Genomic DNA, 20,195 nt, shown 5'->3' on the forward strand with positions numbered 1-20,195 from the left:
TCCGTGGGCACGCCGTGACGGGCCATCCTTGGCCCAACACGGCTCTCCCGGCATCCATGCCGGTCGACCCACTGCGCGAAACCTCCTCTCGGCCTTCCGACGGGGCGGCAGATCAAGATCACAAGCCAGATCACAAGCCGATCACACGCAGATCGAAAACTCGCTTACGCGCTCACGGCTAAGCGTTATTCAGCCCGCGGGTCATCCGTAATGCCAATATGCTGCCACCGACGATAACCGCAGCGAGCAGGTACAGGGCCACATCGGTCGAGCCCGTAGTGTCTTTGACCCAACCCACCAGGTACGGGCTAAGGAAACCGGCCATCTGGCCCATGGAGTTGATCAACGCCAGGCCACCCGCGGCCGCTCCCGCACTGAGCATCGCCGTCGGCACGGGCCAGAACATTGGCAAACCGGTGAGGGCGCCCATCGTGGCAATGGTCAGGCCAAGAATCGCAATGGTCGGTTGCGCCGCAAAATTCACGGCAATCACCAGCCCAATTGCACCCATCAACATGGGCACTACCAAATGCCAGCGCCGCTCTTTACGCAAGTCTGCCGAGCGCCCCACCAGCAACATGAAGACCGCCGCCAGCAGGTAAGGAATCGCACTGATCCAACCAATCACCAGGGTGTCGCTGAAACCCAAGTTCTTGATGATGGAGGGCAACCAGAAGTTGATCGCGTAGACGCCGCTCTGGATGCAGAAGTAAATCAGGCCAAAGGCCCAGATCGCCGGGTTCTTGAACACGGCCAGCAGTGAATCGGTAGCCGTGGAGGGTTTGTTGGCCGCATCCAGGTCATGATCCGCTTGCAACACGGCACGTTCATGGGCACCCAGCCATTTGGCATTGGCAAAGCTGTCACTCAGCAGGAATATCGCCAGCCCGCCGAGGACTACGGTGGGAATGCCTTGCAGCAGAAACATCCACTGCCAGCCGGCGAGGCCGCCCTGGCCTGCGGCGAAGTGGCTGAGGATCCAGCCCGAGAATGGCCCGCCAATCAAGCCGGAAACCGGGATGGCGCACATGAACAACGCCATGATGCGACCGCGGCGAAAGGTCGGAAACCACTGCGAGAGGTACAACACGACGCCCGGAAAGAAACCCGCCTCAGCGGCGCCGGTGAAAAAGCGCAGGGTGTAAAAGCCGGTCGGTGTGGTCACGAACATCAGGCAGGTCGACAGCGCACCCCAACTGATCATCATCACGGCAATCCAGCGCCGTGGGCCAAATCGGGTCAGGGCCAGGTTGCTCGGCACGCCGCAGAGCACGTAGCCAATAAAGAAAATCCCGGCACCCAGGCCGTAAACGGTCTCGCTGAATTTCAGCGCATCGAGCATCTGCAGTTTGGCAAAGCCAACATTGACCCGGTCAAGGTAGTTAAACAGGTAGCAGATGAAGATAAAGGGAATCAAACGCAATGTAATGCGCTTGTAGATGGCGTTTTTATCGTCTTCGCTGATCAGCGAAGCGGTGGCGCTCTGTGACATTGCATGTCTCTCTTTATTATGTTTTTTCACGATCCGGGGTTAACGTTGATCGCGGCCTGAGTTTCGACCACCTTAACGCTGCTGTCTTTGTGCCTGCGCACAGGGAATTTCCATTTGCGCTGTGCCCAAGAACAAAAATTTCTCAAGGATTGTCGTCCCCATGTTTGAGTTGGATCATGATTTGGCGCAGGACATCGTCGATCGCGCGATGGCCATTTTGCCTTACAACGTAAACGTCATGGACAGCCAGGGGTTGATCCTGGGCAGTGGCGAACCCGAGCGTATCAATACCCGGCACGAAGGTGCGCAGTTGGTGCTGGCCAATGGACGAGTGGTGGAAATCGACGCGCAAACCGCCACCTGCCTGAAGGGGGTTCAACCCGGAATCAATTTGCCGCTGCTGCTGGATGAGCGGCTGGTCGGTGTGCTGGGACTGACCGGGGAACCCGAAAAGCTGCGCACCTACGCTCAGCTGGTGCGCATGACCGCCGAAATGCTGGTCGGCCAGCGTTATCAGCAGGCCGAACAGCAGTGGCGCCGCCAGCGTTGTGAAGACCTGGTGGCCTTGCTGCTGAGCGAAGGCGGCGATTCTCCGCGCCTGATCGATGAAGCCCAGCAATTGGGCTTGAAACCGCAGTTGTCGCGTATCCCTTATCTGTTCGAGCTGGGCAAAGGTCAAAGCGCCGAAGCCTTGAGTGTGTGGTTGCACTCGCGTTACCCGGACAGTTGGTGTGTGACCCCGGCAACCGGCTCGCTGTTGTGGTGCCGACCTGCCACGGTGGTGCTGGATGACCTGCGCCTGCTGGAAAGACTGGATGCTCAGGGCTGGAAGGTGTTGCGCATTGCGGCAGGCGGCCAGGCGGATGCCCTTAAAGGCTTGCGTCGTTGCTATCGCCGGGTCGCGGATTTGCTGGCGTATGGGCGCGACGTGCTGCCCCAGACCCGCGTGCTGGCGCTGGATCGCTACCGCTTGCCGGTAATGCTATGGCGCCACCGGCATGATGATGCCCTTGAAGAACTGCTGGGGCCGTTGCACAAAGTCGTGGCCAAGGACAGCAACGGTCAGTTGATTGCCACCCTGCGCAGTTGGTGTGAGCACGATGGACAGAGCCAGCTATGTGCGGACGCACTGGGCATTCACCGCAACAGCCTGCGTTACCGCATGGAACGCATCGCTGAATTGAGTTCAGTGGACCCGCTGAGCTTGAATGGCATGCTGGCGCTGTATTTGGGTGTGCAATTGTTGCCTTGTCAGAATGAACAACAATCACAGTGATTGCTTGTGCGCCTGACTGGCGTGTTTGTGGCCCATTGATGGCAGCATGGTTGGCATAAGACCTGGAGATGCGCCCCTATGAAAATCGTGATTGCCCCCGACTCGTTCAAAGACAGCCTGAGTGCCGAAAAAGTCGCCGATGCCATCGCCGCAGGCCTGGCCGATGCGCTGCCCCATGCGCAACTGGTGACCTGCCCGATGGCCGATGGCGGGGAAGGCACAGTGGAGGCCATCGTTGCCGCAGGCAATGGCCAGTTGCGCCGCAATCACGTGCAGGGCCCACTGGGCGAACCGGTCGAGGCTCACTGGGGCTGGTTGCCGGACAGCCATACGGCGATTATCGAAATGGCCGAAGCCAGCGGTTTGCAACGCGTGCCTGTGGCACAACGCGATGCGCGCATCAGCAGCACGTTTGGTACCGGCGAGCTGATCAAGGCAGCGCTGGATGCGGGCGCACAGCGCATTATTCTGGCCATCGGCGGCAGCGCCACCAATGACGCGGGCGCGGGCGCGTTGCAAGCACTGGGGCTGGGGCTGTTCGACGCTGAACAGCAGCTTTTGGCACCCGGCGGTCTGGCGCTTTCCCGATTGGCACGCATCGAATTATCAGGACTGGACCCGCGCTTGGCGGACGTTCGTTTTGAGATTGCTGCTGATGTTAACAACCCGCTGTGCGGCGAACACGGCGCTTCAGCCATCTTTGGCCCGCAAAAGGGCGCAACACCCGAGCACGTTCACTTGCTGGATCAGGCGCTGGGGCACTTTGCCGATCATTGCGCGGCTGTTTTACCCAAGGATGTGCGTGATGAGCCCGGTTCGGGCGCCGCGGGCGGACTGGGTTTTGCAGCCAAGGCGTTTTTTGGCGCACAGTTTCGCGCCGGGGTTGAAGTGGTGGCGGAATTGGTGGGGCTGGCAGAAGCTGTCAAGGGCGCCGATCTGGTGATTACCGGCGAAGGCCGTTTTGATGCGCAGACCTTGCGCGGCAAAACGCCTTTTGGCGTCGCGCGCATTGCTCAGGCTCAGGGTGTGCCGGTCGTGGTGCTGGCGGGGACGTTAGGCGAGGGCTATCAAACGCTGTATGAGCACGGCATCAACGCCGCGTTCGCCGTGACCAGCGGCCCCATGACCCTCGAACACGCCTGTGCCAACGCCGCGCAATTGCTCACCGACCGGGCGCGGGACATTGCTCGGCTGATGGCTATTCACACGTCTTGATTCGAGCGGGCCGCCGCTTTCGCGGCGGCTACAGCTTCAAAGCTCAATCGTGTAAGCTTTGCGGTTCTTCGCATTCGACCCTTAGCGAGCCCTATGCCGTCGCTCTTCAAACGTTCTTTGCTGCCTAAACTGCGCAGCTTTCCTATGTCCGCCGATGCCATCAGCATCTTGTCCAGTGCGGCGCAATTTCGTCAGTGCCTGCTGGATCACATTGCCAGTGCACGCCAGCGCATCACGCTGGTGGCTTTGTACTTGCAGCAGGACGAAGCCGGACAGGAAATCCTCGATGCCTTGCACGCCGCCAAAGCCGCTCGTCCAGAGCTGGAAATCGTGGTGGTGGTGGATTGGCTACGGGCCCAGCGCGGCTTGATCGGCGCCGGCAAACAGCCGGGCAATGCTGCCTGGTATCAGGCCCAGACCGCTGCCCACAGCAGCGAAGTGCCTGTTTATGGCGTGCCGGTGCAAACCCGCGAGCTGTTCGGCGTGCTGCACCTCAAAGGCTTTATTGTTGACGACAGTGTGATCTACAGCGGCGCGAGCCTGAACAACGTGTACTTGCACAAGTTCGACAAGTACCGCTTCGACCGTTATCACGTGCTGCGCAACAAACCGCTGGCGGATGCCATGCAGCGCTTTGTGGTTGAGGATTTAATCACCACCAAGGCGGTGCATCGTCTGGATGTGCCTCAATTGCCGTCTACCCGCAGCCTGCGCAGTGCCATTGGCGATTTGCGCAGCAGCTTGAAAAAAGCCGCTTACGACACCCGCGAAGCGACAACCGGCTATTTTGGCCTGTCGGTAAGTCCGCTGCTGGGTGTGGGCAAAAACAACCCGCTGAGCCGGGTGATTTGCGAGCTGATTGCCAGCAGCCAACAGCAATTGACCATTTGCACGCCGTATTTCAACTTGCCGCTGCCCGTGACCCGTGAAATCAATCGGGCGCTGGAGCGTGGCGTGAAGATTGATATTGTGGTCGGCGACAAGACGGCTAACGACTTTTACATACCGCCCAGCGAACCGTTCAAGGTGATCGCGGCGTTACCGTACCTGTATGAGTTGAGTTTGCGCCGGTTTGCCAAAAAGCATCAGCGCATGATCGACAGCGGCTTGTTGAACCTGCATCTGTGGCGCGATGGCGATAACACCTATCACCTTAAAGGCATGTGGGTGGATGACCGTTACACCTTGCTCACGGGCAACAACCTCAACCCGCGAGCGTTCCGTCTGGACCTGGAGAACGGGTTACTGATTGATGATCCGCGGCGCGAATGGCTGGAGCCACGACGCCAGGAACTGGCATCGATTTTCGCCCACACCCGGCGCATCGAGAGTTACAAGATTCTGGAAACGCTTGAGGAATACCCGGCAGCAGTGGCCAAGTTCTTGCGCCGAGTGAGTCGGGTCAGAATTGAACGGTTGTTGTACCGGATTTTGTGAGTCACCGGCTTGCCTGTTTGGCAGGCAAGCCGAACCTTAGCGAAATTGCGCATACGGTATTAACGGCTGTACGGGTAGTGGCAAGTTGCCTTGCCACGGGTCGAAGGTGTACCTCAGATACAGCATCGCCCGACTGGGTGCGTAATCTTCACTGTGCTGATAGAGCACACCGCCCCCCAGCACCAGATGGTCTGACAACCTGCGCTCGACCAGCCCTTGCAGCTGAATGCCGATCCCGTTGTTGTTGTCTGCCTGGGTCTTGCCCAGATCGCCCACCACCTCAAAGCCCGCCTGATCGACTGCATTCAGCAATTTGTCGTTAAGCCCGCTCAGGGGATAGAGATCATTGCCCCGGCTTTTCGCGTAGGACCAGCCCACGCTGCTTTCCAGTGATACCGACCAGTTGGCGGTGCGAAAGGCATACGTCAGCGGTACACCGATCGAGTAATAGTGCTGCGGGCTGTAATAACCGCCCTGACCCAAGGTGTACTCACTGAGGTCCTTGTCGTAGCCCCAATACATCAAGGTCAACCCGGTGCGCAGGCGCTCATCGGCCCGCTCGACCAAGCGGTAGTAGTACCCGGCCATCGCCGTGGTTTTGTGGTTGTCCTGTACGTTTTTACCCTTCAACCAGTGTTGCCCCAGACTGGCCCAGACGCCGTCAACGCCGCCTTCGTCATGGCTCAGGTCCAGGGTTAGACCGTTCGCGGTCACACCGCCCCAGGTCACTCCAGTCGCGGGATCCGTAGCCCCTGCATACGACACAATAGAATTACTCAACGGCCGCCGTGAGCCGGTCAGGGTCCACCCAACCGAACCCAGTTTGCTGCTGTATGCCACGCCACCCAGCCAGTTAGGCACTTTGAAGGTGTCGGGCGTACGGCCGATATCGACGTTCCAGCTCTGGTTTTTCCAGCCAGCAGCCATTAGCGTGCCATCTGCGGTTTGAGAGCGATCATCACAGCCTGAATAAATCGGCCCCTGCGTGCCCTTGCGTCTGACGCCCACTGCACAGGTGCCATAGCCCTCGCGAACACGGCCGTCTGAATCGGTATCAAAACGCCCCGCGTCCATATTGATGTGTTCGGCCCGAACAAATCCGACGCCATCAGCCATTGGCAGGTCAGCTTGCAGGATAGTGGTTTGGGTGTCGGTGTCCGAGGTGCCTGCAGACGCATCGTCGGCGCGCCAGCCGTAATCGGTATACAGGTGCACGGTGGGCGTCTGCCGCTGGTACAGCGCGTCAACGTCACTGCGCAGGCTGCGTTCCAGCCATTGATCGCTGTCCTTGGCGCGACTGGCCCGTGTCAGGGCACGGTTGTCTCGTGGGTTGGCGTGCTCTTCGCTCAACAACCCGGCGCTGGCCATGCTTTTGGCGTAGTAATCCAACGCCAGCTGCGGCTGGATGGCAGAGAGCAGTCTTGCCGCGTCGCGGTAAATCAGCGGGTCGCTCTGCGGCGTTTTGAGCAGGTGCGCATACAGGGCGCGGGCTTTGTCAGGCTCACCCACGTCGGCCCAGGCATTGGCGAGGCGGCGTAGCTGCCAGGGCGCAAGCTCAACGCCAGACGCTGTGTTGAACTGCTCCAGTTGCTGTCGGGCAGGTTTCAATTGCTGATCAGCGATCAGCGTTTCGATAACCCCAAGCCGTGCTCCGGTGTTTTCAGGGTCTTGTTTGAGCACTTGGCGATAGAGCGCTTGGGCCTTCGCATAATCCCCGCGCTCTTGAGCCCAGTCTGCCACCGTTATCAAGTCGTCGCGGGTCGGGTTTTGCATCAGCAAGGCAATGGCCTGAGGCTCTTGCCCCGCCTTGCGCAGGCTGTGCGCTCGGGCGACAAGAAGAGTGCGCTGCAAGCGGCTGTGCAGTTCACCCATGGAAGGGCTCCACTGCACTTCAGGCACTTGCTCAAGGGTGCGCAAAGCACTGGCGTCACGGTCGCTGCTCGACAGGTAGAGTGCGTACGCATACGCGGCTTCGGGGTTGTTGCTCTGCTGCTGCATCAGCTGTTTGAACGCCTCATCCGCCGCGCCCGGTTGATTGTTTTGCTGAAAAGCTTTGGCCAGATGATAGGTGGCCCATGGGTCATTCGGAGTCAGCGTGCGAATTTTTTCGCGCAGGGCTACAACGTGCGGCCAGTCGTGTCGAGCGGTGGCGGCCTCGGCTTGTTGATTGAGTTCATCCCGTTGCAAAGCGAGGTGCTGCCAATCAACTTTTTTATTGCGAGCGGGCTGTTTGCTGTTGAGTGGTGCTTTGCGGGGCTGGCGCGCAACCGTGCGCAGCTGCGTTCGGCTGTTTTGCTTAGCCTGCGGCTTGCCTTGATTGACGGATGACGGCTGGGCTGGCAGAGGGTTATCACCGTCATTGCTCTGGGGCGCAGCCGGGGCCTGTGCCTGCTGCAGGTCTGTCGGGCCGGGCGGGTCTTGTAACTGAATCAGGGCTTGCGCCTCACGCCACGTATCGGAATCGGGTGCCACGGCGTGTAACTGAGCAAGACGCTGCTTGGCCAGTTCGCGGTTGTCCTCGCGCAAAGCCTGACGAATCAAGGCCAACAGGGTGCGCGGGTCATTGGGCGCAATCAGCTGCAAACGCGCCAGTGAGTCGCGCACCAGATCATCACGGTGCAGGGCTTCCCCCATACGCACCTGTTCGAGCAGCCACTGCTGCTGATCCACCACATCGGCCGGTTGTGCCAGAGCGGTCATCGACCACCCACTGAGTAGCAATACCCACGTGTTCAGTTTTGGCATGTGTGCGTCCATGCAGGCAGAAGCTGTCCATTTTTGTCAAAGCGATAGCGCTGTTCGGTCCAGCCCAGACCAAACAGCATCAGTGAGCGACTGTAGTAAGCATCTTCTGCGGGGGGGTGGTCATGTACCCGCGCACGTTGTACTGCGAACGCGGGTGAATCGGTGCTGGCAAGCAAGGGCAGCATCGCCGCCGAAAAGCCCACGGAGCCTTGGCCTGAGTAAGTGCCGGTCAGCGCGTTGACGCTTTCTGGGGGATAGCCGAGTTTCTCCGTGAGTTTGACCATCGGGGTAAAGTGCTGTTGCAAGGTATGACGGTTAGGAGCGTCCTCAGCCAGCGTTCCCACCCACAAGTACACGCGAATGGCATCGTAGTCTCCCGCACTGTTTTCTACGGGGTCTGGTGCCCAACCACCTGCGGTTCGCCATAACAACCAGTCCGGTGCGAAGCCTTTGGGCGAACCCTCAATCAGCAGGCGCTGCTGGTTAGCCGCCAGTTCTGCCCAGATGCTGGCTTTCTGGGCAAAAAGAGCAAGCATGGCTGGCGGCAAATAGCTGGGGTTAAACCGCCAGCCTTCCGGGGGTTCAAAGCCGAAGTTGCCCGGCAACAGCATTAAGCCCAGACCGGGCAACGTGCGCAGGCTTTGCGCGGCACTGCGCCACAGCAGGTTGTTTCCCTGCGCGGCATACTCGGGTACGTCCCACAGCCTGCCGGCTTCAAGCAGGCTATAGGCGAGCCACAGGTCTGCATCACTGGCGTTGTTTTTATCCAGGACTTGCCATTTTCCCGACGCCGATCGGCCCCATTGCCACGCCGGCAGGTGGGCGTCCAGACTTCCTTCGGCCAGATTGTTGCGCGTCCACTCAAGAATCCTGGCGAAACTTGCACGATCATTAGCGACCAAGGCAAAAAACAGGCTGTAACTTTGCCCTTCGGAGGTGCTAATCATCTGTTCCGTCGAGCGGTCGATGATGCGTCCGTCGGCACTCATCATGGCGTGTTTGTAATGGTCCCATGCAGGCCAGGAGCACTCGGCAGCACTTATGCCCCGAGACCCCAGACCAACTATCAAGAAAAGGGCGAGCGCGCCAAAGGTTCGCATGGCTTCATTCATCCTGTTGCTGACGACGATCAGTCGCCCAACGCTGGGCCCGCCACGCCAAAAACGTGGCGAGCAGTACGCTGATCACCGCAAAAAGGGCCAGCAGCACCGGGTGCCCGGACAGGTGATACCACAACAGCCAATACCAGGGCAGGTTGCCCACGTAATAGGTGTCACCCACCCGCTGGCTGTAAACCCCGCTGCTACGGATCACGGCCGCCGAGCCGGTTATCGCGTCGAGTTGGGCGCTGTCGCTCAGCGCTTCGCGCAGCAGCCTGAAGTCTGCGTCGTTGTTGCCCGACAGCACGACGATGCTGCGCTGAGGGTGGAAAGGCGACTGCAAACCCTCAATGGCCGCAATCGGTTGATCTGCGGACACTTCAACGCGGTGGGCGGCATTGATACGCTGATCAGCAAGCCTGTCGCGACGGGTGTCGGTTGCCGTGGTCATAGGGGTAAAGGGCTGCAACAACCTGTCGCGCTGACGTTGCAGCAGCACACTGATATCCGGGTTGTCCTGCATGTCTGGCGCCAGTGGCCCCAGCAACAACAGGTCGGCGTCTTCGTGAGCAACGGATTGCCAGTCATCGCTCAACCTCAAACCCAATGCCGGATACCCCGTGCGGCCAGCAATACCGGCGATAGCTTGCAGCAGCGTACTGATGTGCACGGGCGAGGCGAGGCTGGGGACTACCGCAATTGTTTCGGATAAATCAGCCATGCGACTGAACGGAAAACCACTGCGTGCAAAAGCTTTGAGGTTGGGCATGCCGATGTAGTGGTAATAGCCGGACAGATCGAGAGTCGAGTTCTCATCGACAATGGCTTCGTTCTTGATCGGCAGCATCGTCTGGCAACGATCACGCTGGGCGCTGCCGACGACGTTGGCGAAATTGAAGTCGAACGCCAGGCGATTGCGGTCCGCCATTGTCGTTAACGGCAGGATCAATGTGGCCACATGATTGATGCTGTCAGCCGTCAGCACCGTCGACAGTTCTTGCAGACTGCTGCGGTTCGGCTTGAGCAAGGGCAGGCTGCTGATGAAGCTGTTGTTAAGGCTGATGTTGAGTTGCGATTGCTCGTTAGTCGAAGGTGCCGAATAGCGATAGAGCAAGCGCAGAGGAATGCCCTGTTTGCGCCAGATGAACAAGTCCGGGGGCAGGTTGAAGTCGAGCATGACCGGCGGTGGTTGCAGTCCGCTGACCTGCAATTGCTGCGGGTAGGCCATCAGTTGAGCAAAGCGCACCGGTCCGTCGGTGGGCAGCCAGGCGGGCGCATCATAGGGTTTGCGCGGTTGCAATGGTTCAACCCCATTGACCGTCACCCGAGGGCCACGCATCAACTGAGCACCGAACGCCAGTGCGCTGGCCGCAGTGGCCAGGTCTTGATCGTTGCGACCCATCACCAGCAGTACCTTGCTGTAAGGGGCTTGCGGGTGATCAATCAGCTCGACCACAGGCGCCTCAACCAACGGAAAGGCTTCTAGATCGTTCATAAAGGCGGGTCGGTGGTCGTTGGTGGCGAACACCACCGAGGGCAGGGTCGGCGAACTATTTTGTACGCTCGGCAGGGTATCGAACAGCACCGGAAAGCGGGTGCCGCGCCAGTTGGCACGGGCACCAAAATAGGAAGCGAGTATCGCCGCCGCTTTTTGTTCGCCCACCGAGGGATTGGCGGCAAAAACAAAGGGCACGGTCAGCCTGTCAGTACTGCGGGGGTCGAAGAACGGTAACGGGAAATACGCCAGATCGTTACTCAGGCTCAGTGCTTGCTCTTGCAGATTAATGCGGCTGTCTCGGCTGATATTGACCCACAGGGTGTTATTGGCTGGGTCTTCGCAAATGTCGGTGTAATGGCCGATAAACTCCAGACGGACCCGGTTGAAGTCAGCGATCAATCGCGGATCCAGTGCGACGGTTTGCTCCGTGTTGCGCCCCAGTTGGTCTTTTTCGATGGGCAACACCTGCATTAATACGTCGTTGAGGTACACCCGAATCTGTGACATCACCGGGATCAACGACGGCGAGGGGGTGTACTGCAATTGCAGGCTGGCATCACGGGCGATACGGTCGCGACGCAACGTGAACTCGATCTGTTCGGTGTTGTGGATGCCCACCAGCAAAGAGTCCGACTCGCGGCCCAGTTGCTTGAACGTGCGCTGCACCGGCCAACCCGGCAACGCCTGTGCATCGCCCTCCACGGGTGACTCAGGCAGCGGCGCAGACATCAACGCAGAGGCAAAGGACATCAGCATGAGGCCGGCCAACAGGTTTTTTCGGGGGGATTTACTCATGATCTGCTCGCTGTCCGTGTGAGGGGAGGCAAGGGCATGCGCGGTAAATAGCTGCCCAGCCACTGAAAAACACGCCATAAAGGCCGCACCGTTGCATGCACCCCTGCAGGCAAATAGCGGTAAAGGCGGCGATAGCCGTCAACGCCCAGTGTCAGAATCTGGCGCAAGCTCTTGATCGGTTTATCGGCCTGAAAACCGCTGTTGTGGTCCAGCCAGGCATCGGCGCGTCCAAACGTGCACTGAACAAATTCGATCCTCTGCGCATGGCTCATGTGCGTCAGGCTCAAGCCTGCAAACAGGTCATTGCAGCGCGTCACGCTGGCGCTGAAAACAAACTCGCGGTGGCCTCGCATGAGCATCAGCGAGATTTGAGTTCCTATGGGCAATTGCAAGGGCTGGCTGAGTTGCAGGCCGACACCGCCCAGTGAGTAGTCCATCAGTTCACACGGGTAGCAGTGACCGTTAGCCAGCTTTATGGCACCCGGCAAGCGGGTTTGTACGCGGTGGTTATGGCGTAATTGTCGTGATTCAGCGGCAACCGCCACAGCGACGCCGATGATCAGCAGGTTGTAAATCACCCAGACCACACTGACCACAACGGTCAGGATTTCATTCTCCGGCCCGGTCAATAGACGCCATGCGGCAAAGCCCAGACCCAGCACGTTAAGTGCAGAGAGCAGCAGATAGGGTCTGGCGGTCTTCCAGTCGAAGTGCTCTTGTTCTATCCGCCCGCCCTTGACGGTCACGTTGAAGGTGCCGCGCGAGGGGCTGAACAGGGCCACGGTGGTGGGGCGCGCAATGTGCCAGGCCACTACGGTTTCGTAGATTTCACCCCACAAGGTTTGGCGGTAGGGGCTTTGCAGCCGATAGTTGGCGAGGATGGCGTGAATCATGTGCGGCAGTACGTAGAGCACAATCATGAGCGCCGGGGCATAAATGATGTAGGCATGCAACAGCAGAAAAGCCAGTGGCGCCGTTAGAAACACAATACGGGGCAAGCCCAGCAGGAAGTGAAGCATGGCGTTGGCGTAACAAATCCGCTGGAAGACCGTCAGGCCTTTGCCGAACAAGGGGTTATCGGTGCGAAAGATCTGCACCATGCCGCGCGCCCACCGCATCCGCTGAGCGATATGGGCGGACAGGCTCTCAGTGGCTAAGCCTGCCGCCTGCGGGATACGCAAGTAGGCCGAGTTCCATCCTTTGCGGTGCAACCGCAGTGCGGTGTGAGCGTCCTCGGTGACGGTTTCGACTGCAAAGCCGCCAATCGACTCCAGCGCCGAGCGCCGCAGGATCGCGCAAGAGCCACAGAAAAAGGCGGCATTCCACACATCATTGCCGTCCTGAACCAGCCCATAGAACAACTCACCTTCATTGGGCTGTTTGCCAAAGGTGCCGAGATTACGCTCCAGCGGGTCAGGGGACAGGAAGTGATGGGGCGTTTGTACCAGCGCCAGTTTGGGATCGCGCAAAAACCAGCCTGTGGTGACTTGCAGAAAAGAACGGGCCGGAATGTGGTCACAGTCGAAAATCGCCACCAGCTCGCCCTTTATCAGCGTCAAGGCATGGTTCAGGTTGCCAGCCTTGGCGTGACGGTTATCTGCGCGGGTGATGTAGTGGATGCCTGCGTCCTGAGCAAACGCTTTGAAATCGGCGCGCCTGCCGTCATCGAGCAAATGAATGCGCAGCTTGTCTTTCGGCCAGTCGATGCCAATGGCTGCGTAGACCGTGGCGCGCACGACAGACAACGACTCGTTGTAGGTCGGAATCAACAGGTCGACGCTCGGCCACTGTCGGGTGTCAGCGGGCAACGCCGCGGGCTTGCGTTTAAGCGGCCATGAGGTTTGCAGGTAGCCGAGCATCAGCACCAGCCAGGCATAGGTTTCAGCCATCAGCAAGGTAAGGCCGCAAACCAGATCCAGAGTGTTGTTCCAGTTCAAAGTCGAGGTGTAGCGCCACCATAGATACCGGCATGACACGATCACCGACAATGAAATCAGCAACAGTGTCGGGAAATGCCCCGGTAAACGCCGAATCAGCAGAGCAATGCCCCAGAGCAGGATCACAAAGACCGACTGCGCGACATAGTCGAAGGGCTCGGTCATGCACACGAGCATGAGCACCGTGGCCAGCACACCGATGACTACGTACAGCAGGTTGCGCACCGGCTTGCGCAAGCCGTCCCACCACCGCGAACTGTTGTTGACCTGCGGGGCAATGGCCACGGGCAGGCGATCAAAGGTTGTGCCGAGCTTTTCGCAGAGTGCGTGCACTCGGGCCCGCACGTTCTGCAGGTGCTCCCTTATCCATGACCGACGACCGCGCTCTGGCGCTTCGACACGCACCAGCAGTAGCCACACGGTCTGGATGAGGTAGCGCAACGGGTCGCCGAAGCTTGCCGGTTTGTCCGCCAGATGAGGATAAAGACGGCGTCGCTGTGCCCGCACGGTCTGCCAGCAGGGCGACTCAAAACGCAGGAATAGCCAGCCCAGCGCCTGCATCGAGGCCAGAAAGAAGGCGGTGATGCGGGTACAGTTCTGCTCCTCACGCAGTTTTTTATAGGGGAAGCATTGCTCAATCATGCCGCCCCCTGAGCACGCAACACACACCAACTGGCCAGACTGAGAATGTCCTGAGCAATCAGACTGTTCGGCGCGTATCGGCCTGCCGGCTCGCGCCGAGCCAGCGCTTCAGTCATGGCCTCGTCAGCGTGCATCGTGAGTGCCAGCAAGGATTGGGGGTGGTCATGCTGCCAAAGCAGCAGCAGGTCACGCTGCAATTGGCTGGCGGGATCAAAACGGTTAACCAGCAGTAACGGCATGTTATTGACCCGTGACTGCAACAGTACGTGGCAAGCGGCGTCGGCATTGACCAGGGTCATCGGCATGTCGCACAGCGGGCTCGTGGCATGCCCCGGCAGCCGTTGTGGCAGATCAAACAGCAGCCAGTCGAACGCGTCGGCCAAGGCGGCCTGACGTGAGCGCCACAGTTGCGGGTGAGCAACCAGCTGCGTTTCGAGCTGTTCGCACTCGGCGGCGTTCAACTGGCCATAGGGCAGCACGCACAAACCGGTCTCAACACGCCAGGCCTGCTCATGCCAGCGCTGCTGGTCCAGCGTGGCACGTGCCCATCCCGAAGCTGGCATCAGCGGCAGCCCCATGTGCAAACCGAGGGTGTTTTCCGGGCACATGTCGATCAACAACACTTTTTGTCCGAGCTGGTGCAGGGCGTACCCCAAGGCCGCCACGATGGAGCTGCTGCCCACGCCGCCACGCACGCCGCGTACGCTCAGGCTGATCATGCTTCAGGCTCCTTGTGCCGGGGCTCTTGACGATGCTGTTGTACATGGGCGAGCAACGGCCAGCGCGCCAGTGCTTGCGTCAGTTCAATCTGGGACGTGACCTCGACATACTGAAGGGTCGGCAGATCGACCAGAGTTTTAAGCCGGGCGATGTCATCTACCCGCGCACTGCGATCAAGAATATCTGCTTCTATCCGGGCGTTTTTTGGAGGAAGGGAGGCCATCAAGGATGCTCCTTTGTGTGCACTGAAGGCGTGTTGACCTCATCGCGCTCAGTGCTCTGCACGCTATTTGGCGTCTGAGAAGCAGAGCCCATGTAGGTTCGTTGCAGGACGTCCGGGGTTTCCACGGGGGTCAGCACATGACCGAGACTGAACCAGACAAATCCCAACAGGGTCAGCGTGGTCATGCGCAACCATGGGTTGAGGACCCAGTAGCCCACAATCAACAGCAACAACAACGCGCACACATGCCAGTCGATCACAGCTGCCAGCTCGTCTATCAGGTTTTTCAAAGACACACCTTGCGCTGGCGCTATTACATCGTGCAATGGCCCGAATCCAGCGTCTTGATACAGCAAGGTGACAGCTACCAGCAGGGCAACCAGCGAACGGATACGACGCCACAACGCAGAGCTGACTGGTATCAGCAGGGCCAGAGCGAAAATCAGGTTAGGCAATACCTGAAGATGCAGGTGCCCGCTCCAGGCCAATACAAATTTGCTCAGAAAATACAGGTTCCAGATGCCCAGCCCGTTCAAGGGGCAGGCTGACGGTTGAGCCACCAGGACGCTCTTAGATCGACTCATCAGTTGCCCTCGACGAAGCACTGACCGGAGCCCGGCGCCGTACGCCACAGGGTTTCAGGTAGCGCGGGGGCAAACGGCGTTCCCATTGACCCTTGGCATACCGCCCGAGCCGCTGTACCAGTAGCGTTCCTGTCACGCTGATCAGACAAGTCAGGGTGATGAGATCAATAAGGTCAAGAAACGTCATGATGCGGCTCGGCTATAGGTAACGTCATGGGCTGGGGGGCTAGCGGCGGCCGATTGCCAGCGGGTCTGAGAGGGATCGTAGTGTCGCTGAGCGCATGGCTGGCGTACTGGGGAAGTGCCGTGGCCTGTATCAATGCCTCCTCGGGCAACGCCTGCGGGCCGTCCAGACGCTGCAACCCGCTGAACATGTCCCGCCAGGGCAGCCGAAAAATATTGGCCAGTGCCGGCTGGAGCCCGTCATCGCGGCAGGCAAACAGAAACACAAACAGGTGCCCGCCAAACAAGCAGGCGAAATCTCCGTAACGGCGAAGCTGCATCTGGCTCAGGATCAGTTCATCGGAAAGTCCGGGCACCGGTTCGAACCTGATCAGTTGATGAGTGACATCGCTCGATTGGCTGTAAACCTGACGCACAGTGGTCACGAATTGATGCGCACTGACCAGCCCGCGGACGTGAGGTGGGCGCTGGCGCTCAAGCAACGATGCAAGGTCGGGATGGCGGGTGAATTGCCAGCGCTGCCCCTGAACGCTCTCAAGCATGTTGAGAAAACGCGAGAGCGGCGTGCCATAAGGCACCACAAGGTTCGCGCCACTGACCAGCAGCAACTCATCGTCTCGATAACGTACGGCAGGCTCCATTTCACGCACCACGATCTTGAGTGCAGGACCGCAATGCTCGCGCACGTCGAGCAGGTGTTGAGCCAGTTCGACCAGAGGCAGGTTGTTGTCCATCGCGACAATAACGGTCGCCGCTTGTGCGTTTGTGGCGGCCTCACACAGGGATGCAAGGTTCGGGAAAAGACGCCAGTGCCTGGAAGGTGCCGGTGTATCTTCCAGAACGGCACGGTCGGCCAGATAGACGTATTGATCGTCTGCTACAGGTGTTCGGGCATCGAGCGAGGCTTCCGGGATCAGTGTCAGGACGTTATCTTTGTCCGCGAGTTTGAACTCCTGGCCTGCGCTGACGCCTCTGTCGTTGTGCCAGAAAAACAGCCGATAACAGATGTCGTCCTTATGGCGGGACAGGTGACTCAACCCCGAAAGCGTTTCATCAAGAGGCAACAGGCGCTCGTGCAACAAGAGCGATTCGCCATGGCTGATAATGAGCAACGTGGCGTTGTGTACTCGCAACCATTGGCGCAACCCTTCACACCAGCGTGCAAAATCCTTAGCCGTCTCTAACTTAGCCCAACCCTGTGTTGGAGCCAGCAGCAGTATCTGACTGGCGTTTTTCACCCGCGCACGGCCCAGATCTCGGGTCAAATCAGCCAGACCTCGTGAAACCTGGGGGGCAGCCATCTCAAACAGGCGCAATGTATGAGGGCCACGCTGAGGGTCCATCGTACTGATGATGCTCTCTACAGGGTCGACGCAGCTGATAAGGGAGGCGGACACATCCTCAGGCATTGCCTGCAAAAATTGCTGAGCCAGATGCCTGGCATCCGTCAGTTGATCGGCTGTGACCCAATACAGGCCGCCTGCGCGTAGTTCTGTGTATTGATCCAGCATTGCGTGGATAGCCAAGTTGATCGGCACCAAGCGCTATCCTCCCTGAGTGAGCGGCAGGTATTCCTCTTGCGAAGCAGGGAACTGGTTTTTACGCTGAAGGACAGCCGCAGATTTGACCCCAGCCATAAGCCATTTAGGCTAGACGACCAAGTTTTGCTACAGCAGCCCTCTCTCTGGGGAACGAGAATAGTCCAAGGTTTGAAAAACGCTCGTAAACCCGGAACAGGCTTTGGTGGCCTGTTATCGCGCTGCCAGCGCAGAGCGCGTAGAGCGTTTTTTGCTTGATGTTTGACGAGGGGCTGAAGGTGAATGTTCACCCGTAACTGTCGAGGTGGTCAGTTGCGTGCTATTGCTTAGGGAGGTTTTATTGCGACACAACCTTGCCACGGTCTCATCACACGAGCCTTTGGCGATCACCGAAATTTCCACGAGGTGCCGATATGCCTGTCAAACATGATTTGCTCAAAGACCTGAGTGTGACCCCGGAGTTGGCCAGCAAGCTGCGTAACGAAAATCCTCATCTGGATAGATTGTTTGCAGAATACAAGGACAAGGATGAGCAGATTGTTGCGGCTGAAAAAGACAATGCGCTGGGAATATCGGATACGGCGTTACTCAAACTCAAGGAGCAAAGGCTTTTGATCAAAGACAAGATTGCCAGCTATTTTTCAGAATCAAATGCCAGCAAGGTCTAGGAAGTCGATATGTCCAATGTCATCAAGATTGTCGCCACGCTGCGCGCCAAACCCGGCCATCGAGCCGAGGTAGAACAGGCGTTGCGCGCCTGTGTAAAAGGATCACGGGCTGAGGCAGGCTGCATCGCCTACGCCCTGCATGTCGATATTGACGACCCCGACCGCTTTGTCTTTATCGAAGCGTGGGCGAACAGGGAGGCCATAGAGCAGCATAAAACCACGACGCATTACGAAACGATGGCTGGAGCGGTCAAGGATCTGCTTGAGCATCGCGAGGTGCTGTTACTGGAAGAGCTGGAGGGTTAGGTTCGTTCTGCCCGCTCGCCCAACGGCGGCCCTCGAAGGGTCGCCGTTTTTACGGGTGGCTTAAAAATGTGCAGCCTCAAGCTCGAACAGCGACTCACTGCCCGCACGTATGGATTGTTCAAGGCTCAGTGTACGTGGCAACAGGCGGCGAAAGTAAAACGAGGCAGTAGCCAGTTTTGCGTTGTAAAAGTCGCTGTCTGCCGGCAGTGCGTTTTGCGCCACCGCAGCCATGCGCGCCCATAACCACGCGTAGGCCACGTACCCGAACAGGTGCAGATACTCAACCGCTGCGGCGCCCACTTCATTGGGATTGATCCCGGCTTGCGCTGTCAGCCATTGGCTGACGTCTTCCAGACGTTGCACGGCGTCCAACAGTTCGCTGGCGTAAGGGGTGTCGGGTTGGCTGGCGAAGGTGCGGATCTGAGCCGTAAACAGCTCCAGGGCCACGCCATTGTTGGCGATAACTTTGCGTCCCAGCAGGTCCAGTGCCTGAATGCCGTTGGTGCCCTCATAGATTTGCGCAATGCGCACATCGCGCACCAACTGTTCCTGTCCCCATTCACGAATGTAGCCGTGGCCGCCGAACACTTGCTGACCCAGCACGCAACTGTCGAAACCTGTATCCGTGAAAAACGCCTTGGCCACCGGCGTCAGCAACGAGACCAGCGCACCGGCCTGCGCTTGCTCTTGCGGGTCGGCACTGAACTTGCTCAGATCCAGTTGCTGGCCGACATAACTGGCGAACGCCCGGCCACCTTCGGTCATGGCTTTCATGCTCAGCAACATGCGCCGCACATCAGCGTGGACAATAATCGGGTCAGCTATTTTGGCTGGCGCAATGGCCCCCGTGGCGGCACGGCCCTGGAGGCGCTCGCAGGCGTAGGCCGCTGCGTTTTGATAAGACATTTGCGCGCAACCAATGCCTTGAATGCCGATGGACAACCGCTCGTAATTCATCATGGTAAACATTGCCGCCAAGCCTTTATTGGCTTCGCCCACCAGCCAGCCGCGCGCATTGTCAAAGTTGATCACGCACGTTGCCGATGCCTTGATGCCCATCTTGTGTTCAATGGAACCGCAGCTCACAGCATTGGCTGCACCCAAAGAGCCATCGGCATTGACCAGCACCTTGGGCACCAAAAACAACGAAATACCCCGAGGCCCCGCTGGCGCATCCGGCAATTTTGCCAGCACCAGATGGATGATGTTTTCAGTAAGGTCCTGATCACCGCCAGTGATGAACATTTTGCTGCCGCTGAGGTTGAAACTGCCATCCTCCCGGGGTTCTGCGCGGGTGCGAAGGATGCCTAAATCAGTACCGGCATGAGCTTCAGTCAGGCACATGGAACCCGCCCAGCGGCCTTCATACAGCGGCGGCAGATAGGTGCTTTTGAGGTCGTCGCTGGCGTGTGCATCTATCGCCAGGCACGCGCCGCTGGTGAGTGCCGAGTACAGGGCAAAGCTTGAGTTGGCGGCGTAGAGCATTTCTTCGAACTGCACGGCGAGCATTTTGGGCATGCCCAGGCCACCAAACGCTGGATTGCCCGAAAGGCCGACCCAGCCGCCTTCTATATAGGTCGCGTAGGCCGACTTGAAACCGCTTGGGGTACTGACCTCACCGGCGAGCCATTGCGCACCTTCTTCGTCACCGCTGCGATTGAGCGGGGCAATGAGCTGAGCGGTGACTTTCGCGGCTTCTTCAAGAATCGCGTCGGCGGTGTCGGCGTCAACGTGATCAGCCAGAGCCGGGAGCCGGGCCCATAACGCGGGTGCGTCGAAAACTTCGTGCAAAACAAAGCGCATGTCGCGCAGGGGAGCCGTGAATGTTGGCATTTC

The 20,195-nt window shown here is 58.8% G+C and carries 16 protein-coding genes; 5 read left to right on the forward strand and 11 right to left on the reverse strand.

All coding sequences use genetic code 11. The features are described 5' to 3' along the window. Positions 1 to 178: 178 nt before the first annotated feature. Positions 179 to 1,492, reverse strand: a complete 1,314-nt coding sequence (locus tag GHN86_RS06265; protein ID WP_153378196.1) for an MFS transporter — start codon at positions 1,490 to 1,492, stop codon at positions 179 to 181. A gap of 160 nt (positions 1,493 to 1,652) precedes the next feature. On the opposite strand from GHN86_RS06265, the gene GHN86_RS06270 reads away from it, so the two are divergent. The 3 genes from GHN86_RS06270 to pssA all read left to right on the forward strand — a co-directional run bounded on the left by GHN86_RS06270 (position 1,653) and on the right by pssA (position 5,420). After that, on the forward strand, positions 1,653 to 2,768 hold the full coding sequence (locus GHN86_RS06270; RefSeq protein WP_153378197.1) for a sugar diacid recognition domain-containing protein: 1,116 nt from the start codon (positions 1,653 to 1,655) through the stop codon (positions 2,766 to 2,768). A 78-nt stretch (positions 2,769 to 2,846) separates the two neighbouring features. Beyond that, the gene (locus tag GHN86_RS06275) at positions 2,847 to 3,983 is read left to right on the forward strand and encodes a glycerate kinase (RefSeq protein WP_153378198.1); all 1,137 of its coding nucleotides are present in this window, start codon (positions 2,847 to 2,849) and stop codon (positions 3,981 to 3,983) included. A 93-nt stretch (positions 3,984 to 4,076) separates the two neighbouring features. After that, a complete protein-coding gene (gene pssA, locus GHN86_RS06280; protein ID WP_153378199.1) occupies positions 4,077 to 5,420 on the forward strand; it encodes a CDP-diacylglycerol--serine O-phosphatidyltransferase in 1,344 nt (447 codons plus the stop codon). 36 nt (positions 5,421 to 5,456) lie between these two features. Here the strand turns inward: pssA and GHN86_RS06285 are convergent, their stop codons facing one another. The 9 genes from GHN86_RS06285 to GHN86_RS06325 are packed head-to-tail and all read right to left on the reverse strand — an operon-like array spanning position 5,457 to position 17,385. Beyond that, positions 5,457 to 8,165, reverse strand: coding sequence for a cellulose synthase subunit BcsC-related outer membrane protein (locus GHN86_RS06285; RefSeq protein WP_153378200.1), 2,709 nt, complete (start codon positions 8,163 to 8,165; stop codon positions 5,457 to 5,459). After that, the gene (gene bcsZ, locus GHN86_RS06290) at positions 8,153 to 9,265 is read right to left on the reverse strand and encodes a cellulose synthase complex periplasmic endoglucanase BcsZ (protein ID WP_153378201.1); all 1,113 of its coding nucleotides are present in this window, start codon (positions 9,263 to 9,265) and stop codon (positions 8,153 to 8,155) included. Before bcsZ ends, GHN86_RS06285 begins: the two co-directional genes overlap by 13 nt. A gap of 4 nt (positions 9,266 to 9,269) precedes the next feature. Beyond that, positions 9,270 to 11,558 carry a cellulose biosynthesis cyclic di-GMP-binding regulatory protein BcsB gene (gene bcsB, locus GHN86_RS06295; RefSeq protein ID WP_153386248.1) on the reverse strand — a complete coding sequence of 763 codons (2,289 nt, stop codon included), beginning with the start codon at positions 11,556 to 11,558 and terminating at the stop codon, positions 9,270 to 9,272. Further along, positions 11,555 to 14,137, reverse strand: coding sequence for a UDP-forming cellulose synthase catalytic subunit (bcsA, locus tag GHN86_RS06300; RefSeq protein ID WP_153378203.1), 2,583 nt, complete (start codon positions 14,135 to 14,137; stop codon positions 11,555 to 11,557). The genes bcsB and bcsA overlap by 4 nt, the downstream gene beginning before the upstream one ends. After that, complete coding sequence (bcsQ, locus tag GHN86_RS06305; protein ID WP_153378204.1) at positions 14,134 to 14,856, reverse strand: cellulose biosynthesis protein BcsQ; 723 nt, start codon at positions 14,854 to 14,856, stop codon at positions 14,134 to 14,136. Before bcsQ ends, bcsA begins: the two co-directional genes overlap by 4 nt. After that, a complete protein-coding gene (gene bcsR, locus GHN86_RS06310) occupies positions 14,853 to 15,080 on the reverse strand; it encodes a cellulose biosynthesis protein BcsR (protein WP_153378205.1) in 228 nt (75 codons plus the stop codon). Before bcsR ends, bcsQ begins: the two co-directional genes overlap by 4 nt. Then, positions 15,080 to 15,664, reverse strand: a complete 585-nt coding sequence (gene bcsG / locus GHN86_RS06315) for a cellulose biosynthesis protein BcsG (protein WP_153378206.1) — start codon at positions 15,662 to 15,664, stop codon at positions 15,080 to 15,082. The genes bcsR and bcsG overlap by 1 nt, the downstream gene beginning before the upstream one ends. Beyond that, positions 15,651 to 15,851, reverse strand: a complete 201-nt coding sequence (gene bcsF / locus GHN86_RS06320) for a cellulose biosynthesis protein BcsF (RefSeq protein ID WP_153378207.1) — start codon at positions 15,849 to 15,851, stop codon at positions 15,651 to 15,653. The genes bcsG and bcsF overlap by 14 nt, the downstream gene beginning before the upstream one ends. Next, the gene (locus GHN86_RS06325; RefSeq protein ID WP_323369237.1) at positions 15,838 to 17,385 is read right to left on the reverse strand and encodes a BcsE family c-di-GMP-binding protein; all 1,548 of its coding nucleotides are present in this window, start codon (positions 17,383 to 17,385) and stop codon (positions 15,838 to 15,840) included. The genes bcsF and GHN86_RS06325 overlap by 14 nt, the downstream gene beginning before the upstream one ends. A 413-nt stretch (positions 17,386 to 17,798) precedes the next feature. On the opposite strand from GHN86_RS06325, the gene GHN86_RS06330 reads away from it, so the two are divergent. Next, on the forward strand, positions 17,799 to 18,053 hold the full coding sequence (locus GHN86_RS06330; protein WP_153378209.1) for a YdcH family protein: 255 nt from the start codon (positions 17,799 to 17,801) through the stop codon (positions 18,051 to 18,053). 9 nt (positions 18,054 to 18,062) lie between these two features. Continuing rightward, the gene (locus GHN86_RS06335) at positions 18,063 to 18,359 is read left to right on the forward strand and encodes a putative quinol monooxygenase (protein WP_153378210.1); all 297 of its coding nucleotides are present in this window, start codon (positions 18,063 to 18,065) and stop codon (positions 18,357 to 18,359) included. 60 nt (positions 18,360 to 18,419) lie between these two features. Here GHN86_RS06335 and GHN86_RS06340 read toward each other — a convergent pair whose 3' ends face one another. After that, positions 18,420 to 20,192 carry an acyl-CoA dehydrogenase C-terminal domain-containing protein gene (locus tag GHN86_RS06340; RefSeq protein ID WP_153378211.1) on the reverse strand — a complete coding sequence of 591 codons (1,773 nt, stop codon included), beginning with the start codon at positions 20,190 to 20,192 and terminating at the stop codon, positions 18,420 to 18,422. Positions 20,193 to 20,195: the final 3 nt, after the last annotated feature.

The organism is Pseudomonas helleri (assembly GCF_009600315.1).
GTDB classification, from domain to species: Bacteria; Pseudomonadota; Gammaproteobacteria; order Pseudomonadales; family Pseudomonadaceae; genus Aquipseudomonas; species Aquipseudomonas helleri_A.